This window comes from Rummeliibacillus sp. TYF-LIM-RU47, from assembly GCF_008638315.1.
Taxonomy (GTDB): Bacteria; Bacillota; Bacilli; order Bacillales_A; family Planococcaceae; genus Rummeliibacillus; species Rummeliibacillus stabekisii.
In genome coordinates this window covers 150,725-167,587 of sequence record NZ_VVIR01000004.1, presented here as the reverse complement: position 1 = coordinate 167,587, position 16,863 = coordinate 150,725, and the positions used below count along the sequence as shown (strand labels likewise).

The window sequence follows — 16,863 nt, the reverse complement described above, 5'->3', positions numbered from 1 at the left end:
TGTTTTCAAGAAACAATTATTTTTCGATAGATGAAACAACGCCTGAACCAACAGTACGGCCACCTTCGCGGATTGAGAAACGAGTACCGTCTTCGATAGCGATTGGGTGAATTAGTTCGATGTTCATTTTTGTGTTATCGCCAGGCATAACCATTTCAGTACCTTCTGGCAAAGTGATAACACCAGTTACGTCAGTTGTACGGAAATAGAATTGTGGGCGGTAGTTTGAGAAGAATGGAGTGTGACGTCCACCTTCTTCTTTTGATAAAACGTAAACTTCAGCTGAGAATTTAGTGTGTGGAGTGATTGTGCCTGGTTTAGCCAATACTTGTCCACGTTGGATTTCTTCACGAGCAACACCACGTAGTAATGCACCGATGTTATCGCCAGCTTCAGCATAGTCTAATAATTTACGGAACATTTCAACACCAGTTACAGTTGTTTGTTTAGTTTCTTCTGCGATACCTACGATATCAACAACGTCACCAACTTTTACTTGACCGCGTTCTACACGACCAGTAGCAACTGTACCACGACCTGTGATAGAGAATACATCTTCGACAGGCATCATGAATGGTTTGTCAGTTTGACGTTCTGGAGTTGGGATGTATTCATCAACAGCGTTCATTAATTCAACAACGCGTTCTTCCCAATCTGCTTCGCCTTCAAGAGCTTTAAGAGCAGAACCTTTGATAACAGGAACATCATCACCAGGGAAGTCATATTCAGATAATAGATCACGAACTTCCATTTCTACTAATTCAAGTAATTCTTCGTCGTCTACCATATCGCATTTGTTTAAGAATACTACGATGTAAGGTACACCTACGTTACGAGATAATAGGATATGTTCACGAGTTTGTGGCATTGGACCATCAGCAGCAGATACTACAAGGATAGCGCCGTCCATTTGAGCAGCACCAGTGATCATGTTTTTAACATAGTCAGCGTGTCCTGGGCAGTCAACGTGAGCATAGTGACGTTTTTCAGTTTCGTATTCGATGTGAGAAGTATTGATTGTGATACCGCGTTCTTTTTCTTCTGGAGCGTTATCGATTTGATCGTATGATTTAGCTTCTCCACCCATTTTTTTAGAAAGAACTGTAGCGATAGCAGCAGTTAAAGTTGTTTTACCATGGTCAACGTGTCCGATTGTACCAATGTTAGCATGTGTTTTAGAACGGTCGAATTTTTCTTTAGCCATTTTAAAATTGCCTCCTCAAGGTTATAAGTTTAGTTTATAGTTACGTATCTTCGGAGGCAGGGCCCTTGCTTCCTGAAGATGACATAGCTTACATGTTATTTATACTTTATATAAAGGTAAAATTCAATCAAAAATTACTTTGAAATTATGCACCTTTGTTTTGTTTGATAATTTCATCGCTAATTGATTTAGGAACTTCTTCATAATGGTCAAATACCATTGAGAATGTACCACGTCCTTGTGTAGCAGAACGTAGAGTTGTTGCGTAACCGAACATTTCAGCAAGTGGAACCATAGCGCGAACAACTTGAGCGTTACCGCGAGCTTCCATACCTTCAACGCGACCACGGCGAGAAGTGATGTTACCCATGATATCACCTAGGTATTCTTCAGGCATTACAACTTCCACTTTCATAACTGGTTCTAAAAGAACTGGGTTACATTTTGAAACTGCATTTTTAAGTGCCATTGAAGCAGCTACTTTAAATGCCATTTCGTTTGAATCGACATCGTGGTAAGAACCATCAAATAGTTTTGCTTTGATATCGATCAATGGGAATCCAGCAAGGACACCATTATCTAAAGAGTCGCGAAGACCTGCCTCAACTGCTGGAATGTATTCACGAGGAACTACACCACCAACGATTGCATTTTCGAATTCGAAACCTTTACCTTCTTCGTTAGGTTGGAATTCGATCCAAACGTGACCGAATTGACCACGACCACCTGATTGACGTACAAATTTACCTTCAACTTGTGCGCCAGAACGGAATGTTTCACGATAAGATACTTGTGGCGCACCAACGTTTGCTTCCACATGGAATTCACGTTTCATACGGTCCACAAGAATGTCTAAGTGAAGTTCACCCATACCTGAGATGATTGTTTGGCCAGTTTCTGTGTCAGTGTGAGCACGGAAAGTTGGATCTTCTTCTTGTAGTTTTTGTAAAGCTTGTCCCATTTTATCTTGGTCAGCTTTAGATTTTGGTTCTACAGAAAGTGAGATAACTGGTTCTGGGAATTCCATTGACTCTAAAATCACTAGTGATTTTTCGTCACATAGAGTATCACCAGTAGTAGTTGCTTTAAGACCTACAGCAGCTGCAATGTCTCCAGCGTATACTTTTGAGATCTCCTCACGAGAGTTAGCGTGCATTTGTAGGATACGACCTACGCGTTCACGTTTACCTTTTGTAGAGTTTTGTACGTATGATCCAGATTCTAAGATACCAGAGTATACGCGGAAGAAAGTTAATTTACCAACATAAGGGTCAGTCATTACTTTAAATGCTAATGCAGAGAATGGTTCTTCATCAGATGAATGACGAACAATTTCTTCATCTCCATCGACTGATGTACCTTTAATTGCAGCAACGTCTGTTGGAGCAGGAAGGTAGTCGATTACAGCATCAAGCATTAATTGAACACCTTTGTTTTTGAATGCTGTACCACATGTTACTGGGTAGAACTCAACATTTAATGTAGCTTTACGGATAGCAGCTTTTAATTCTTCATTAGTGATTTCTTCACCAGCGAAGTATTTTTCCATTAAATCTTCATCAAGTTCAGCTACAGCTTCAATTAATTTTTCGCGGTATTCTTCAGCTTGAGCTTTGTGCTCTTCTGGAATTTCGCGAACTTCAGCGTTAGAACCGTCATCGCCTTCTTTATAGAATGTAGCATTCATTTCAATTAGGTCGATGATAGCATTGAACTCATCTTCTGCACCGATTGGAAGCTGAATTGGATGAGCATTTGCTTGTAAACGTTCATGCAAAGTGTTTACTGAGTACAAGAAGTCAGCACCGATTTTATCCATTTTGTTGATAAATACGATACGTGGTACTCCGTAAGTTGTTGCTTGACGCCATACTGTTTCAGTTTGTGGTTCTACACCTGATTGGGCATCAAGTACAGTCACTGCACCGTCAAGTACACGTAAAGAACGTTCAACTTCTACAGTGAAGTCTACGTGTCCCGGAGTATCGATGATGTTTACGCGGTTGCCTTTCCATTGAGCTGTTGTAGCAGCAGAAGTGATAGTGATACCACGTTCTTGCTCTTGCTCCATCCAGTCCATTTGAGAAGCACCTTCATGAGTTTCACCGATTTTGTGAATCTTACCAGTGTAATAAAGGATACGCTCAGTTGTTGTTGTTTTACCAGCATCAATGTGAGCCATGATTCCGATATTACGAGTATTCTCAAGGGAGAACTCTCTAGTCATGCTGTCTTTCTCCTTCCATAATGGATTAAGGTTAGTTTGTGATTACCAACGATAGTGAGCGAATGCTTTGTTCGCTTCTGCCATTTTGTGCATATCTTCACGTTTTTTAACTGACGCACCAGTGTTGTTAGAAGCATCTAGAATTTCATTTGCTAAACGTTCTTCCATTGTTTTTTCGCCACGAAGACGAGAGTAGTTCACTAGGTAACGAAGACCTAAAGTTGTACGACGTTCTGGACGAACTTCAACTGGTACTTGATAGTTAGCACCACCGACACGGCGAGCACGAACTTCAAGAACTGGCATTACATTATTTAGAGCAGCATCAAATACTTCTAGTGGATCTTGACCAGAGCGTTCTTTTACTAATTCGAAAGCTCCGTATAAGATTTTTTGAGAAGTACCTCTTTTACCATCTACCATCATTTTATTGATTAAACGAGTTACTAGTTTTGAGTTATAAATTGGATCTGGTAACACGTCACGTTTGGAAACAGGACCTTTACGAGGCATTTGTTTTCCTCCTTTCATTAAAAAGCATAATTAGATTATTTTTTTTCTTTTGGTTTTTTAGCACCATATAGAGAACGAGATTGCATACGGCCGTTTACTGCAGCAGTATCCAAAGCACCACGTACGATGTGGTAACGTACCCCTGGTAAGTCTTTTACACGGCCGCCGCGGATTAGAACAACACTGTGTTCTTGCAAGTTGTGGCCTTCACCAGGAATGTAAGCATTAACTTCGATTTGGTTAGTTAAGCGAACACGAGCATATTTACGTAAAGCTGAGTTCGGTTTTTTCGGAGTCATTGTACCAACACGTGTACAAACACCGCGTTTTTGTGGTGAGTTTACATCAGTCAATGATTTTACAAAGCTGTTATAACCTTTGTTTAGAGCTGGTGATTTAGATTTTTTACTTTTGGATTGACGAGGCTTACGTACTAATTGGTTAATTGTAGGCATCGATTTTTCCTCCCTTCATACTGTTTCTTAATCCACACATCCAGGTGGTTCATTTTAAGGTAAAAAACAAAGCTTTTGCGTGATCATCGCAAAAACCAATATTCAGTGGTCGCACTATTGTTGCTCTATTATATTGCGTAGGCTCTACCAAGTCTTCTTTTCGAGTCTACCTATACAACGGGAATGCCAATTCTTTGTGCTATAAGCACCGCATGCGTGGCCATTCGATCGTCTGCATATGAGCAACGAAAACTTCGGTAATATACCCTTGCAATGCTGTACTGTTTTGTTTTCTTACCAATGATTGTTTGTTATCCTATGCATTTGTTCAATACAAGATCGATGAGTGCAACAGACAACCAACTATCAACCTAAAATATATTATCATCCATTGATCATATTGTCAACGAATTTATTAAAAAGATGAGGAGGAGGACTGCCCCTCCTCTCATACTTTTAACTAATCTACTGCAAGTGTTTCTTCTTGTTCTTCTGTTTCGTTATCGGCCATTTTAATTTGACGGTAACGTTGCATACCTGTACCAGCAGGAACAAGTTTACCTAAGATAACATTTTCTTTCAGTCCAAGTAGTTCATCGCGTTTACCTTTGATTGCTGCATCTGTTAATACGCGAGTTGTTTCTTGGAATGAAGCTGCAGATAAGAATGATTCTGTTTCAAGAGAAGCTTTTGTAATACCCAAGATGACAGGTCGGCATGTAGCTGGAATCTTACCTTCAACAATAGCTTCAGCATTTGCTTCTGCAAATTGGTGTACATCTAGCAATGTACCAGGAAGTAAGTCTGTTTCTCCCGCTTCAATAACACGTACTTTACGAAGCATTTGGCGAACCATTACCTCTACGTGTTTATCACCAATTTCTACCCCTTGCATGCGGTATACTTTTTGGACTTCTTTTAATAGGTATTCTTCTACTGAAGAAACATCTGTAACTTTAAGTAATTCTTTCGGATCAATTGAACCCTCTGTTAATATTTGACCATGATACACATTTTCGTTCAATTGAACTTTTAGACGTGCATTATATGGTGCTAAATATTTACGTGTTTCAACTTTTCCTTGGACCGTAATTTCTTTTTGGCCTTCGCGAATTTCTTCGATCTCTGTTACAACACCAGCGATTTCAGTAATGACCGCTTGACCTTTTGGATTACGTGCTTCGAATATCTCTTGGATACGTGGAAGACCTTGTGTAATATCGGCACCGGCTACCCCACCTTGGTGGAATGTACGCATTGTTAACTGTGTACCAGGTTCACCGATTGATTGTGCAGCGATGATACCAACTGCCTCACCAACTTCAACTTTATCGCCTGTCGCTAAGTTCATGCCGTAACATTTTTTACATACACCATGTTTGGTATTACATGTGAAGGCAGAACGGATTGTTACCTCTTCAATGCCCACTTCTTCAATTAGACGAGCAAGCTCAGCTGTAATCAATTCGTCGCGTGCTACAAGGACTTCGTTTGTTTCTGGGTGGCGAATTGTTTTCTTCGCATAACGTCCGATCATACGCTCTTCTAGAGTTTCAATAATCTCTGTACCTTCTTTCAAAGCAGAGATTGCTAAACCTCTATCAGTACCGCAATCATCTTCACGAACAATAACATCTTGTGCAACGTCAACTAGACGGCGAGTAAGGTAACCTGAATCGGCTGTTTTCAGCGCTGTATCAGCAAGACCTTTACGTGCACCATGCGTAGAGATGAAGTACTCGAGTACTGTTAAACCTTCACGGAATGATGATTTAATCGGAAGTTCGATAATACGTCCTGCCGGGTTGGCCATCAAACCACGCATACCAGCAAGCTGAGTAAAGTTAGATGCGTTACCACGGGCACCAGAGTCACTCATCATAAAGATTGGGTTCTCTGCTGGAAGGGAATCCATCAGTTTTGATTGAATTTCGTCTTTAGCAGCACTCCAGAAAGAAATAACGCGATCGTAGCGTTCTTCTTCTGTAATTAAACCGCGACGGAATTGTTTCATCACTTTATCCACTTGCTCTTGCGCTTTATGCAAGATCTCGTGTTTCCCTGGTAATACGATGATATCGGAAATACCAATTGAAATACCGGCTTTAGTAGAATACTTGAAGCCAAGATCTTTCATACGGTCAAGCATGACGGATGTTTCAGTAATATGGTATCTAGCAAATACTTCTGCAATAACATTACCTAAATACTTCTTAGTAAACGGCTTAACAAGTTCTTGTGAAGCGATATGTTCCTTCACATCTGTTGACGTAGGAATAAAGTATTTGTCTGGTGTTGCATCATGCAAGTTTGTATTTGTTGGTTCATTGATATATGGGAATGAATTATCCAAGATTTCATTGAAGAAAACTTTCCCAGCAGTTGTAAGCAACAACATATTGTTTTGTTCTTCTGTAAATGTCTTATTATTTAAAGAAGATGCTTTAATTGCAATACGTGAGTGCAAGTGTACTTCGTTATTTTGATAAGCAATATTTAATTCTTCTGGTCCATAGAAGACAGAACCTTCACCAATAGCGCCTTTTCTCTCAAGTGTTAAGTAATAGTTCCCTAATACCATATCTTGAGATGGCGTAACAACTGGTTTACCGTCTTTTGGATTTAGAATGTTTTGAGCTGCAAGCATTAATAAACGAGCTTCCGCTTGTGCTTCTGCAGAAAGTGGAACGTGAACCGCCATTTGGTCACCATCGAAGTCAGCGTTGTAAGCTGTACATACTAATGGATGAAGACGGATAGCCTTCCCTTCGATAAGAGTTGGTTCAAATGCTTGAATACCAAGTCTGTGAAGAGTAGGAGCACGGTTTAGAAGTACTGGATGCTCTTTCATTATTTCTTCTAGAACATCCCAGATTTCTGGGTGCATACGTTCAATTTTTCGTTTTGCAGATTTAATATTATGCGCAAGACCGCGCTCTACTAACTCTTTCATTACGAAAGGCTTGAACAATTCGATTGCCATACCTTTTGGAAGACCACATTGATACATTTTCAAAGATGGACCTACAACGATTACAGAACGGCCAGAGTAGTCAACACGTTTACCCAATAAGTTTTGACGGAAACGCCCTTGTTTCCCTTTTAACATATGAGATAAAGATTTTAATGGACGGTTACCAGGTCCTGTAACAGGACGACCACGACGGCCATTGTCTATAAGTGCATCGACAGCCTCTTGTAGCATACGTTTTTCGTTTTGAACAATAATGCCAGGCGCGCCTAGATCAAGAAGGCGTTTCAAACGGTTGTTACGGTTAATTACACGACGATATAAGTCATTTAAATCTGATGTAGCGAACCGTCCACCATCTAGTTGTACCATTGGGCGCAATTCAGGTGGGATTACAGGTAGCACATCTAGAATCATCCATTCAGGACGGTTGCCGGAATGGCGGAATGATTCTACCACTTCAAGACGTTTGATTGCTCTTGTACGGCGTTGGCCTTGTGCTGTTTTAAGTTCTTCTTTTAATGTTTCTGTTTCTTTATCAAGATCAATTTCTGATAATAATTGTTGAATTGCTTCAGCACCCATTGAAGCTACGAAAGTTTTACCGTATTTTTCGCGGTACGCACGGTATTCTTTTTCTGAAAGCAATTGTTTCTTTTCAAGTGGTGTATCTGCTGCTTCAATTACAACATATGATGCAAAATAGATTACTTCTTCAAGTGAGCGTGGTGACATATCTAGGATAAGTCCCATACGGCTCGGGATTCCCTTGAAGTACCAGATGTGTGAGACAGGAGCAGCTAATTCGATATGCCCCATACGTTCGCGACGTACTTTAGCGCGAGTTACTTCTACTCCACAACGGTCACAAACAACACCTTTGTAACGTACACGTTTGTATTTCCCGCAATGACATTCCCAGTCCTTTGTCGGTCCAAAGATACGTTCACAGAACAAACCGTCTTTTTCTGGTTTAAGTGTTCGATAGTTAATAGTTTCTGGTTTTTTGACTTCTCCATAAGACCATGAACGGATTTTATCGGGCGAAGCTAGACCAATCTTCATGTATTCAAAATTATTAACGTCTATCAAGGAGCCTACCTCCCTTTATTCTGAAGTCTTAAGTGACTTTCCATTAGCTCGGCGATATTTATTGGTAAAAGGGGATAAGGACAAGCCCGCAAACGGTCCTGTCCAGTATCCTGTAGTTATAAATATTTATTCTGCTGATCCTACTGATGCTTCTTCTTCTGTAGTCGAAGCAATATTGAATGAATCGTTTGGTTGAAGATCATCATCATCTTCAGTATCACGCAATTCGATTTCTTCATCATCGATAGTCAACATTTTCACGTCTAAACCTAAAGACTGAAGCTCTTTAATTAATACTTTGAAAGATTCCGGAACGCCTGCTTCAGGAACGCTTTCTCCTTTAACGATGGCTTCGTATGTTTTCACACGACCCACAACGTCATCGGATTTAACTGTTAAGATTTCTTGAAGAGTATAAGCAGCGCCATACGCTTCAAGCGCCCATACTTCCATCTCACCGAAACGTTGTCCACCGAACTGTGCTTTACCGCCAAGTGGTTGTTGCGTAACAAGTGAGTAAGGGCCTGTTGAACGAGCGTGCAATTTATCGTCAACCATGTGAGCCAGTTTGATCATGTACATAACCCCAACTGAAACGCGGTTATCGAATGGTTCGCCTGTACGTCCATCATATAAAACAGTTTTACCGTCACGGTTCATGCCAGCTTCTTCCATTGTTCTCCAAACATCTTCGTCTGAAGCACCATCAAATACTGGTGTAGCCATGTATACGCCTAAATAGCGAGCTGCCATGCCTAGGTGAATCTCCAATACCTGTCCAATATTCATACGAGAAGGTACGCCTAGTGGATTTAACATGATATCTACTGGAGTGCCGTCTGGCAAGTATGGCATATCTTCTTCAGGCAAGATGCGAGAGATAACCCCTTTGTTACCATGACGACCGGCCATTTTATCCCCAACGCGAATTTTACGTTTTTGGACAATATAGACACGAACCATTTGGTTAACACCTGGAGATAGTTCATCGCCATCTTCACGATTGAAGACTTTGACATCTAGTACAATACCGCCTGCTCCGTGTGGCACTTTAAGAGAAGTATCACGTACTTCACGCGCTTTTTCACCGAAGATTGCGTGTAATAGGCGTTCTTCTGCAGTTAGTTCTGTTACACCTTTAGGAGTAACTTTACCTACTAAGATATCGCCATCATTTACTTCCGCACCAATACGGATAATTCCTCGTTCGTCAAGATTGCGCAATGCCTCTTCACCGACATTCGGAATATCGCGAGTGATTTCTTCAGGTCCGAGCTTTGTATCACGAGCTTCTGATTCATACTCTTCAATGTGTACAGATGTATACACATCATTTTTCACTAAACGTTCGTTCATGATAACAGCATCTTCATAGTTGTAACCGTTCCATGTCATGAATGCAACCACAACATTTCGGCCTAGTGCTAGCTCACCGTTTTCCATAGATGGACCATCAGCTAAGATATCACGAGGTTGAACACGGTCACCGACTTTTACCAACGGGCGTTGGTTGATGCTTGTTCCGTGGTTAGAACGAGTGAATTTTTGTAATTTATATTTTGTTAAATCGCCTTTAACTTCTTTACCGTCGATTTCTTCAATGCGACGCACATGAATAGTACGTGCTTCTACATGCTCGACAATACCAGGATATTTCGCAACTACTGCTGCGCCTGAATCTCTAGCATCTACGTGTTCCATACCTGTTCCAACGAATGGAGCTTCAGGATTTAAAAGAGGAACAGCTTGACGTTGCATGTTCGCACCCATTAGGGCACGGTTGGAGTCATCGTTTTCTAAGAATGGGATACAAGCTGTTGCAGCTGATACTACTTGTTTTGGTGAGACGTCCATGTAATCGACTGTATCACGTTTAAACACAGAGTTATCACCGCGGAAACGGCCAACAACTTCTTCCTCAACAAACGAACCATCTGGATTTAATGGAGAGTTTGCTTGCGCTACAACATAGTTATCTTCTTCATCGGCAGTTAAATAGTCGATGTGGCTTGTTAAACGACCTGTTTCAGGGTCTACGCGACGGTAAGGTGTTTCGATAAATCCGAATTTGTTTACTTTCGCATAACTAGATAGTGAGTTAATCAAACCAATGTTTGGACCCTCAGGTGTCTCAATCGGACACATACGGCCATAGTGAGAATAGTGAACGTCACGCACTTCCATGCCAGCACGTTCACGCGTTAAACCACCAGGTCCTAAAGCGGACAGACGGCGTTTATGCGTAAGCTCAGCTAATGGATTTGTTTGGTCCATGAATTGTGACAATTGAGAGCTTCCGAAGAACTCTTTAATCGCCGCAATAACTGGGCGGATATTGATCAATTGTTGCGGCACTAGAGAAGCAGTGTCGTTAATTGACATACGCTCGCGCACCACTCGTTCCATACGGGAAAGACCAATACGGAATTGATTTTGCAACAATTCGCCTACAGAACGTAAACGACGGTTACCCAAATGGTCAATATCATCTGTATCACCTACACCATATAGCAAGTTAAAGAAGTAAGAAACAGATGCTACTACATCAGCAGGAGTAAGATGTTTAACTTCTTCATCGATGTATGCGTTGCTGATCACTTTAATTTCTTTTTGTGATTCGTCATTTGGTGCATAGATCTTAATCTCTTGAATTTGGATATCACCTTCAAGGACACCACCTACTTTTGATACAGTTTTAAAGCCTACACCATTTTCTAAATAAGGGATAAGGCGATCTAAAACGCGACGGTCGATTAATGTACCTGCTTCAACTAATATCTCGCCTGTTTCAGGATCTGCTAATGTTTGAGCGATCGTTTGGTTGAAAAGACGATTTTTGATATGAAGCTTTTTATTCATTTTATAGCGACCAACATTCGCTAAGTCATAGCGTTTTGGGTCGAAGAAACGAGAATACAACAGATTTTTTGCGCTTTCTACTGTTGGTGGTTCACCAGGACGAAGACGCTCATAGATTTCAAGCAATGCTTTTTCTGTGCTGTCTGTATTGTCCTTTTCCAACGTATTGCGTAAAAACTCATTGTCACCGATCAAATCGATAATCTCTTGATCAGATGCAAACCCTAGCGCGCGAAGCAATACCGTAATCGGTAATTTACGCGTACGGTCAATGCGGACATATACAATATCCTTTGCATCTGTTTCGTATTCAAGCCAAGCGCCACGGTTTGGAATAACTGTTGCACCAAAGCCTTTTTTACCGTTTTTATCTGTTTTATCGTGATAGTAAACACTTGGTGATCGTACTAATTGGGAAACAATGACGCGTTCAGCACCATTAATTACAAAAGTACCTGTATCCGTCATAAGCGGGAAGTCACCCATGAATACTTCTTGTTCTTTTACTTCTTCTGTTTCTTTGTTGAGTAGACGCACTTTAACTCGTAATGGAGCTGCATAAGTTACGTCACGTTGTTTACACTCATCGACATCATATTTCGGTTCTCCGAGACTATAGTCGACGAATTCTAGTGATAAATTCCCTGTGAAGTCTTCAATTGGTGAAATATCATGAAACATTTCACGTAATCCTTCTTCAAGGAACCACTCGTTAGATGCAGTTTGAATCTCAATAAGATTCGGAAGTTCTAGCACCTCTTTAATACGCGCGAAGCTTCTACGCTTTCGGTGTTGTCCGTACTGAACTAGTTGACCTGTCAACTCATTCACCCCTCAATAAAGCGATAATAGGTCTTTCAGAAACCATATAAATGTTGTATGATAACGAAAGACAAAAAAGAAAATAAGTTCAAATATGAGCTCATTTCCGATTAACCAAATTCAAATTTGAAAGCTCTTGCTATTCACTTTTCAGCTAAAGGGCAAACGCCTTCAAATTAATATTTTTGCATTTTATTATAATATCATAGCGCATTTGTCAAGTCAATCTATAAGTTTTTATTTCCTCGCTTTGATAATCCAATAACCTTTTTTCTTCTCTACTATCTCCACTTTTGAGAATTTTAATTCCAAATAATCAAAAGTTGATGGAGCTCCTTGCTTTTTTTGTATCACTACCCACAACTCGCCTGAATCCGCTAACTTATCATACGCCTCGTCATAGAATCTAAAAATAGTATCCTTACCAGCTCGTATAGGGGGATTCGTCAAAACTGCAGCGATTTTTCCATTCGGAACAGATGAAAGTGCGTCACTTTCATAAATTTGCACATTTTGAACCCCGTTCAATTCAGCGTTCTTTTTTGCTAAATTAACTGCCCGCTCATTTACATCCATCATTTCAACGATTCGGTCAGGATAACTTTTTGCAATCGACAATCCAATCGGGCCGTAACCACACCCTACATCTAAAACATGCCCATCTACATCCGGCATAACAAAACAATCAATTAATACACGGGAACCAAAATCTACTTCGCTTTTACTAAAAACTCCAGCATCTGTTTCAAAAGTAAATAAAAAACCTCGTAGTGTGTATTGCCATTTAGAAGGCTTGCTTTCTACTTGAGGATTTTTGGAATAATAATGTTCTGACAAGAAAAATACCCCCATCATGTAATGATAACGTAAAACTTCTAACAAACGGAGCTGTTCTTCTATCTGCTGATTGCTGTTCTAATCAGTAATTTCACGGGTAAATGCTCCAAACTTATACTCTATTAAACGTCGGCACAGAAACTTTATGCCCATTAATTTGAGATAAAGAAAAAGCCCGCCAAATTGACGAGCTTTTACAATCAATCAGTAGAAATTATTTTACTTCTACAGATGCGCCAACTTCTTCAAGTTTAGCTTTGATTTCTTCAGCTTCTTCTTTAGAAGCGCCTTCTTTAAGAGCTTTAGGAGCGTTATCAACTACTTCTTTAGCTTCTTTAAGACCTAAACCAGTGATTTCACGAACCACTTTGATTACTTTAATTTTTTGATCGCCAGCAGAAGCTAAAACAACATCAAATTCTGTTTTTTCTTCTGCAGCTGCAGCGCCGCCACCAGCAACTGCTACAGGAGCAGCTGCAGTAACACCGAATTCTTCTTCGATTGCTTTTACTAAATCATTTAATTCAAGAACTGTCATAGCTTTGATTGCTTCTAAGATTTGCTCTTTATTCATTATATTTTCCTCCTATGTGGAATGTATTAGTTTTTTTGTTTTATGCAAGTGCATTTAAGCTACACTTAAAATTAAGCGCCTTGCTCTTCTTTTTGTTCTGCAACAGCTTTTGTTGCAAGAGCGAAGTTGCGTACTGGAGCTTGAAAAACAGAAAGTAGCATAGATAGTAAACCTTCGCGTGATGGAAGTTCTGCCAATGCTTTAACTTCTGCAACGTCAGCGTAAGCACCTTCAATAAGGCCAGCTTTGATTTCTAATTGTTCGTTTTCTTTCGCGAAGTTATTAATGATACGTGCAGGAGCAACAACATCTTCATTAGAGAATGCGATTGCGTTCGGGCCTGTAAGAACTTCATTTAGATCTTCGTGGCCAGCTTCTACAGTAGCACGGCGAACTAAAGTATTTTTGTATACTTTAAATTCTACACCAGCTTCACGTAGTTGTTTACGTAGTTCAGTAACTTGAGCTACTGAAAGTCCGCGGTAGTCAACTACTACAACTGATGCTGCATTTTTAAACTTGTCAGCGATTTCTTGAACAACAGCTTGTTTCATTTCAACTGCTTTGTTCATATTGACACCTCCTATAAGAATGAGTCATTTATACCGACAAAAGAAAAGCCTCTTGCCATCAGTAGACAAGAGGCGGAATTTCATCATCTTTAAAACAAGAGTCTGAGTTCCTTTGCCCTCGGTAGGATCATTAAGCACTAGGCCCCTACGGTCTACGGTACAAATGGATAAATCACAACGTTATTCATCATAGCAAACGATCAATAGTTTGTCAATGAAAAAATACTATTTTACTGCAGTTGCAGTTAATGGATCAACTTTGATAGATGGTCCCATTGTAGTAGTTACATGAAGAGACTTGATGTAAGTACCTTTTGCTGCTGCAGGTTTGGCTTTAACGATTACATCAACAAGTGTTGAGAAGTTTTCAGCTAGTTTGTCAGCATCGAATGATACTTTGCCGATTGGCGCATGTACGATACCAGCTTTGTCAGCACGGTATTCTACTTTACCAGCTTTAATTTCGTTAACTGCTTTTGTTACGTCGAATGTAACTGTGCCAGTTTTAGGGTTTGGCATTAAGCCTTTAGGTCCTAATACACGACCAAGTTTACCTACTTCACCCATCATGTCTGGAGTTGCAACGATTACATCGAAGTCGAACCAGCCTTGTTGGATTTTTTGGATATATTCAGCATCGCCAACATAGTCAGCACCAGCTGCTTCTGCTTCTTTAATTTTTTCGCCTTTAGCGAAAACTAATACACGTTGAGTTTTACCAGTACCGTTTGGAAGCACAACTGCGCCACGGATTTGTTGGTCGTTTTTACGAGTATCGATATTTAAGTTAAATGCCACTTCAACTGTTGCGTCAAAGTTAACAGTGCTTGTTTTTTTAGCAAGTTCAGTTGCTTCTGCAATTGTGTAAAGTTGATCACGATTTACAAGTTTAACTGCTTCTTGCATTTTTTTACCTTTTTTAGCCATTTTAAATTTCCTCCTTGATTGTGGTTGTAACGGATTAAACCTCCCACGAATAAAGGCTGCGTGTTTCAAATATGACTATAAGAAACAATCGCAACCTCAAAAAACAATACTTTATCAAGTAATGGGATTAGTCTTCGATTACAATACCCATGCTACGTGCAGTACCTTCAACCATTGACATAGCAGCTTCTACTGATGCTGCGTTTAGGTCAGGCATTTTAGTTTCCGCGATTTCGCGTACTTTATCACGTTTCACAGTAGCAACTTTGTTGCGGTTTGGTTCACCAGAGCCTGATTGAATACCAGCCGCTACTTTAAGTAATACTGCTGCCGGTGGAGTTTTTGTAATGAAAGTGAATGAACGGTCTTCAAATACAGAAATCTCAACTGGGATGATTAATCCTGCTTGATCTGCAGTACGAGCATTGAATTCTTTACAGAATCCCATGATGTTAACACCTGCTTGACCCAATGCAGGACCTACCGGTGGTGCTGGGTTTGCTTTACCAGCTGGGATTTGAAGTTTTACAACTTTAATAACTTTTTTAGCCACGAGACACACCTCCTTAAGTCCGTGATGTGGTAATAGGGTTGCCCCTCCCACTCAATATTTGTCTGTCGGCTTAATCCGATAACATTAAAATTACTGATGCCTACTACGTATGAATAATTCCTATAGTATGACCTTTGAAATGATAACACTTTTTAAAATACAAGGCAAGTCCCTAGAGATTAAACTTTTAGAACTTGGTCAAAATCTAGCTCCATTTTTGTTTCGCGACCAAACATATCGATGGTTACGCTAATTTTTTCTTTGTCGCTAAGGATTTCGCCCACAATACCTTGGAAGTGAGCAAATGGTCCTTCTAAAACTTCTACTAAGTCTCCTACGTTGAAGTCTAGATCCACTTTACCTTCAGTTTCACCCATTTGTTTAAGAATAGCTTCAACTTCTTCCGGCAATAGTGGAGTTGGTTTTACACCACCGCCTGATGAACCAATAAAGCCAGTAACGCCCGGCGTGTTTCGTACAACATACCAAGCATCGTCTGTCATGATCAATTCTACTAATACATAGCCAGGGAAAGTTTTGCGCATATACGTTTTTTTGCGACCATCTTTTACTTCTGTTTCTTGTTCTTCTGGAATCACAACACGGAAGATTTTGTCTTGCATCCCCATTGTTTCAACACGTTTTTCAAGGTTTGCTTTGACTTTATTTTCATAACCTGAGTAAGTATGAACAACATACCAATTTTTCTCCATAATAGATAGGGCGATTGCCGCCCTTCCCTCCTTTTCTAAAAGGCAAATGAAAAAACCCGTTTCATATACGGGCTAATTCGAACATATTAATCTTATTAAATCACAATTCTAAGTACCAGCGCAATAATTTAGAAATACCTAAGTCAACTACCATAAAAAAGGCAGCCATAAATAGCAAAGTTGTCACGATGATAATTGTATACTTTGTTAATTCTTTGCGTTTTGGCCAACTTGTCTTTCGCATTTCCGATAGAACGCCGCTAAAAAATCCACCTATCTTGCCCATTCACCAAACCTCCGAATATAATCGTCTATCTACTAAATCGTATTATTTCGTTTGCTTATGTAATGTATGCTCATTACAATTTGAACAATATTTCTTAAGCTCCATTCGTATAGAATGATTCTTAGTTGCGGGTAAATGATAATTTCTAGAACCGCATTTTTCGCAGCTTAATGCTACTTTCTGCCCCATAGTCCTCACCTTTTTACACTTTAATCCCTTTAGAGAAGCCTATCACCTATCACAAATACTGTCAACTAA

General features: G+C 40.0%; 14 protein-coding genes and 1 other annotated feature. All 14 genes read right to left on the bottom strand.

Going from position 1 to position 16,863, the window contains the following annotated elements:
* Positions 1–16 precede the first annotated feature (16 nt).
* Positions 17–1,204: an elongation factor Tu gene (tuf, locus tag F0527_RS14430; protein WP_066790935.1), complete on the bottom strand. Its 1,188-nt coding sequence runs from the start codon at positions 1,202–1,204 to the stop codon at positions 17–19.
* A gap of 145 nt (positions 1,205–1,349) precedes the next feature.
* The gene (fusA, locus tag F0527_RS14425) at positions 1,350–3,431 is read right to left on the bottom strand and encodes an elongation factor G (protein ID WP_150285383.1); all 2,082 of its coding nucleotides are present in this window, start codon (positions 3,429–3,431) and stop codon (positions 1,350–1,352) included.
* Between the two features lie 42 nt (positions 3,432–3,473).
* Entirely contained in the window at positions 3,474–3,944 is a 471-nt protein-coding gene (rpsG, locus tag F0527_RS14420) for a 30S ribosomal protein S7 (RefSeq protein ID WP_066790941.1), read from the bottom strand.
* Positions 3,945–3,979: 35 nt separating this feature from the next.
* Entirely contained in the window at positions 3,980–4,399 is a 420-nt protein-coding gene (gene rpsL / locus F0527_RS14415; protein WP_066790943.1) for a 30S ribosomal protein S12, read from the bottom strand.
* 460 nt (positions 4,400–4,859) lie between these two features.
* On the bottom strand, positions 4,860–8,462 hold the full coding sequence (gene rpoC / locus F0527_RS14410) for a DNA-directed RNA polymerase subunit beta' (RefSeq protein ID WP_150285382.1): 3,603 nt from the start codon (positions 8,460–8,462) through the stop codon (positions 4,860–4,862).
* 126 nt (positions 8,463–8,588) lie between these two features.
* Positions 8,589–12,143, bottom strand: coding sequence for a DNA-directed RNA polymerase subunit beta (gene rpoB / locus F0527_RS14405; RefSeq protein WP_066790946.1), 3,555 nt, complete (start codon positions 12,141–12,143; stop codon positions 8,589–8,591).
* A 237-nt stretch (positions 12,144–12,380) separates the two neighbouring features.
* Positions 12,381–12,980 (bottom strand): class I SAM-dependent methyltransferase, encoded by a 600-nt coding sequence (locus tag F0527_RS14400; RefSeq protein WP_066790947.1) that lies wholly within the window; start codon positions 12,978–12,980, stop codon positions 12,381–12,383.
* Between the two features lie 214 nt (positions 12,981–13,194).
* Positions 13,195–13,554: a 50S ribosomal protein L7/L12 gene (gene rplL / locus F0527_RS14395; protein ID WP_066790948.1), complete on the bottom strand. Its 360-nt coding sequence runs from the start codon at positions 13,552–13,554 to the stop codon at positions 13,195–13,197.
* 71 nt (positions 13,555–13,625) lie between these two features.
* Complete coding sequence (gene rplJ, locus F0527_RS14390; protein WP_150285381.1) at positions 13,626–14,126, bottom strand: 50S ribosomal protein L10; 501 nt, start codon at positions 14,124–14,126, stop codon at positions 13,626–13,628.
* A 32-nt stretch (positions 14,127–14,158) separates the two neighbouring features.
* Positions 14,159–14,302 (bottom strand) — a sequence feature (ribosomal protein L10 leader region).
* A 49-nt stretch (positions 14,303–14,351) separates the two neighbouring features.
* Entirely contained in the window at positions 14,352–15,053 is a 702-nt protein-coding gene (gene rplA, locus F0527_RS14385; RefSeq protein WP_066790953.1) for a 50S ribosomal protein L1, read from the bottom strand.
* A 127-nt stretch (positions 15,054–15,180) separates the two neighbouring features.
* The gene (gene rplK / locus F0527_RS14380) at positions 15,181–15,606 is read right to left on the bottom strand and encodes a 50S ribosomal protein L11 (protein WP_066790954.1); all 426 of its coding nucleotides are present in this window, start codon (positions 15,604–15,606) and stop codon (positions 15,181–15,183) included.
* 179 nt (positions 15,607–15,785) lie between these two features.
* Complete coding sequence (gene nusG, locus F0527_RS14375; RefSeq protein ID WP_066790956.1) at positions 15,786–16,319, bottom strand: transcription termination/antitermination protein NusG; 534 nt, start codon at positions 16,317–16,319, stop codon at positions 15,786–15,788.
* Between the two features lie 100 nt (positions 16,320–16,419).
* A complete protein-coding gene (gene secE / locus F0527_RS14370; protein ID WP_066790958.1) occupies positions 16,420–16,605 on the bottom strand; it encodes a preprotein translocase subunit SecE in 186 nt (61 codons plus the stop codon).
* A gap of 42 nt (positions 16,606–16,647) precedes the next feature.
* Complete coding sequence (rpmG, locus tag F0527_RS14365) at positions 16,648–16,794, bottom strand: 50S ribosomal protein L33 (RefSeq protein WP_084246973.1); 147 nt, start codon at positions 16,792–16,794, stop codon at positions 16,648–16,650.
* Positions 16,795–16,863 lie beyond the last annotated feature (69 nt).

Bases quoted from the DNA above. Each gene is read 5' to 3' on its own strand.
- tuf (WP_066790935.1), bottom strand. From the start codon at position 1,204: ATGGCTAAAGAAAAATTCGACCGTTCTAAAACACATGCTAACATTGGT.
- fusA (WP_150285383.1), bottom strand. From the start codon at position 3,431: ATGACTAGAGAGTTCTCCCTTGAGAATACTCGTAATATCGGAATCATG.
- rpsG (WP_066790941.1), bottom strand. From the start codon at position 3,944: ATGCCTCGTAAAGGTCCTGTTTCCAAACGTGACGTGTTACCAGATCCA.
- rpsL (WP_066790943.1), bottom strand. From the start codon at position 4,399: ATGCCTACAATTAACCAATTAGTACGTAAGCCTCGTCAATCCAAAAGT.
- rplL (WP_066790948.1), bottom strand. From the start codon at position 13,554: ATGAATAAAGAGCAAATCTTAGAAGCAATCAAAGCTATGACAGTTCTT.
- rplJ (WP_150285381.1), bottom strand. From the start codon at position 14,126: ATGAACAAAGCAGTTGAAATGAAACAAGCTGTTGTTCAAGAAATCGCT.
- rplA (WP_066790953.1), bottom strand. From the start codon at position 15,053: ATGGCTAAAAAAGGTAAAAAAATGCAAGAAGCAGTTAAACTTGTAAAT.
- nusG (WP_066790956.1), bottom strand. From the start codon at position 16,319: ATGGAGAAAAATTGGTATGTTGTTCATACTTACTCAGGTTATGAAAAT.
- secE (WP_066790958.1), bottom strand. From the start codon at position 16,605: ATGGGCAAGATAGGTGGATTTTTTAGCGGCGTTCTATCGGAAATGCGA.
- rpmG (WP_084246973.1), bottom strand. From the start codon at position 16,794: ATGGGGCAGAAAGTAGCATTAAGCTGCGAAAAATGCGGTTCTAGAAAT.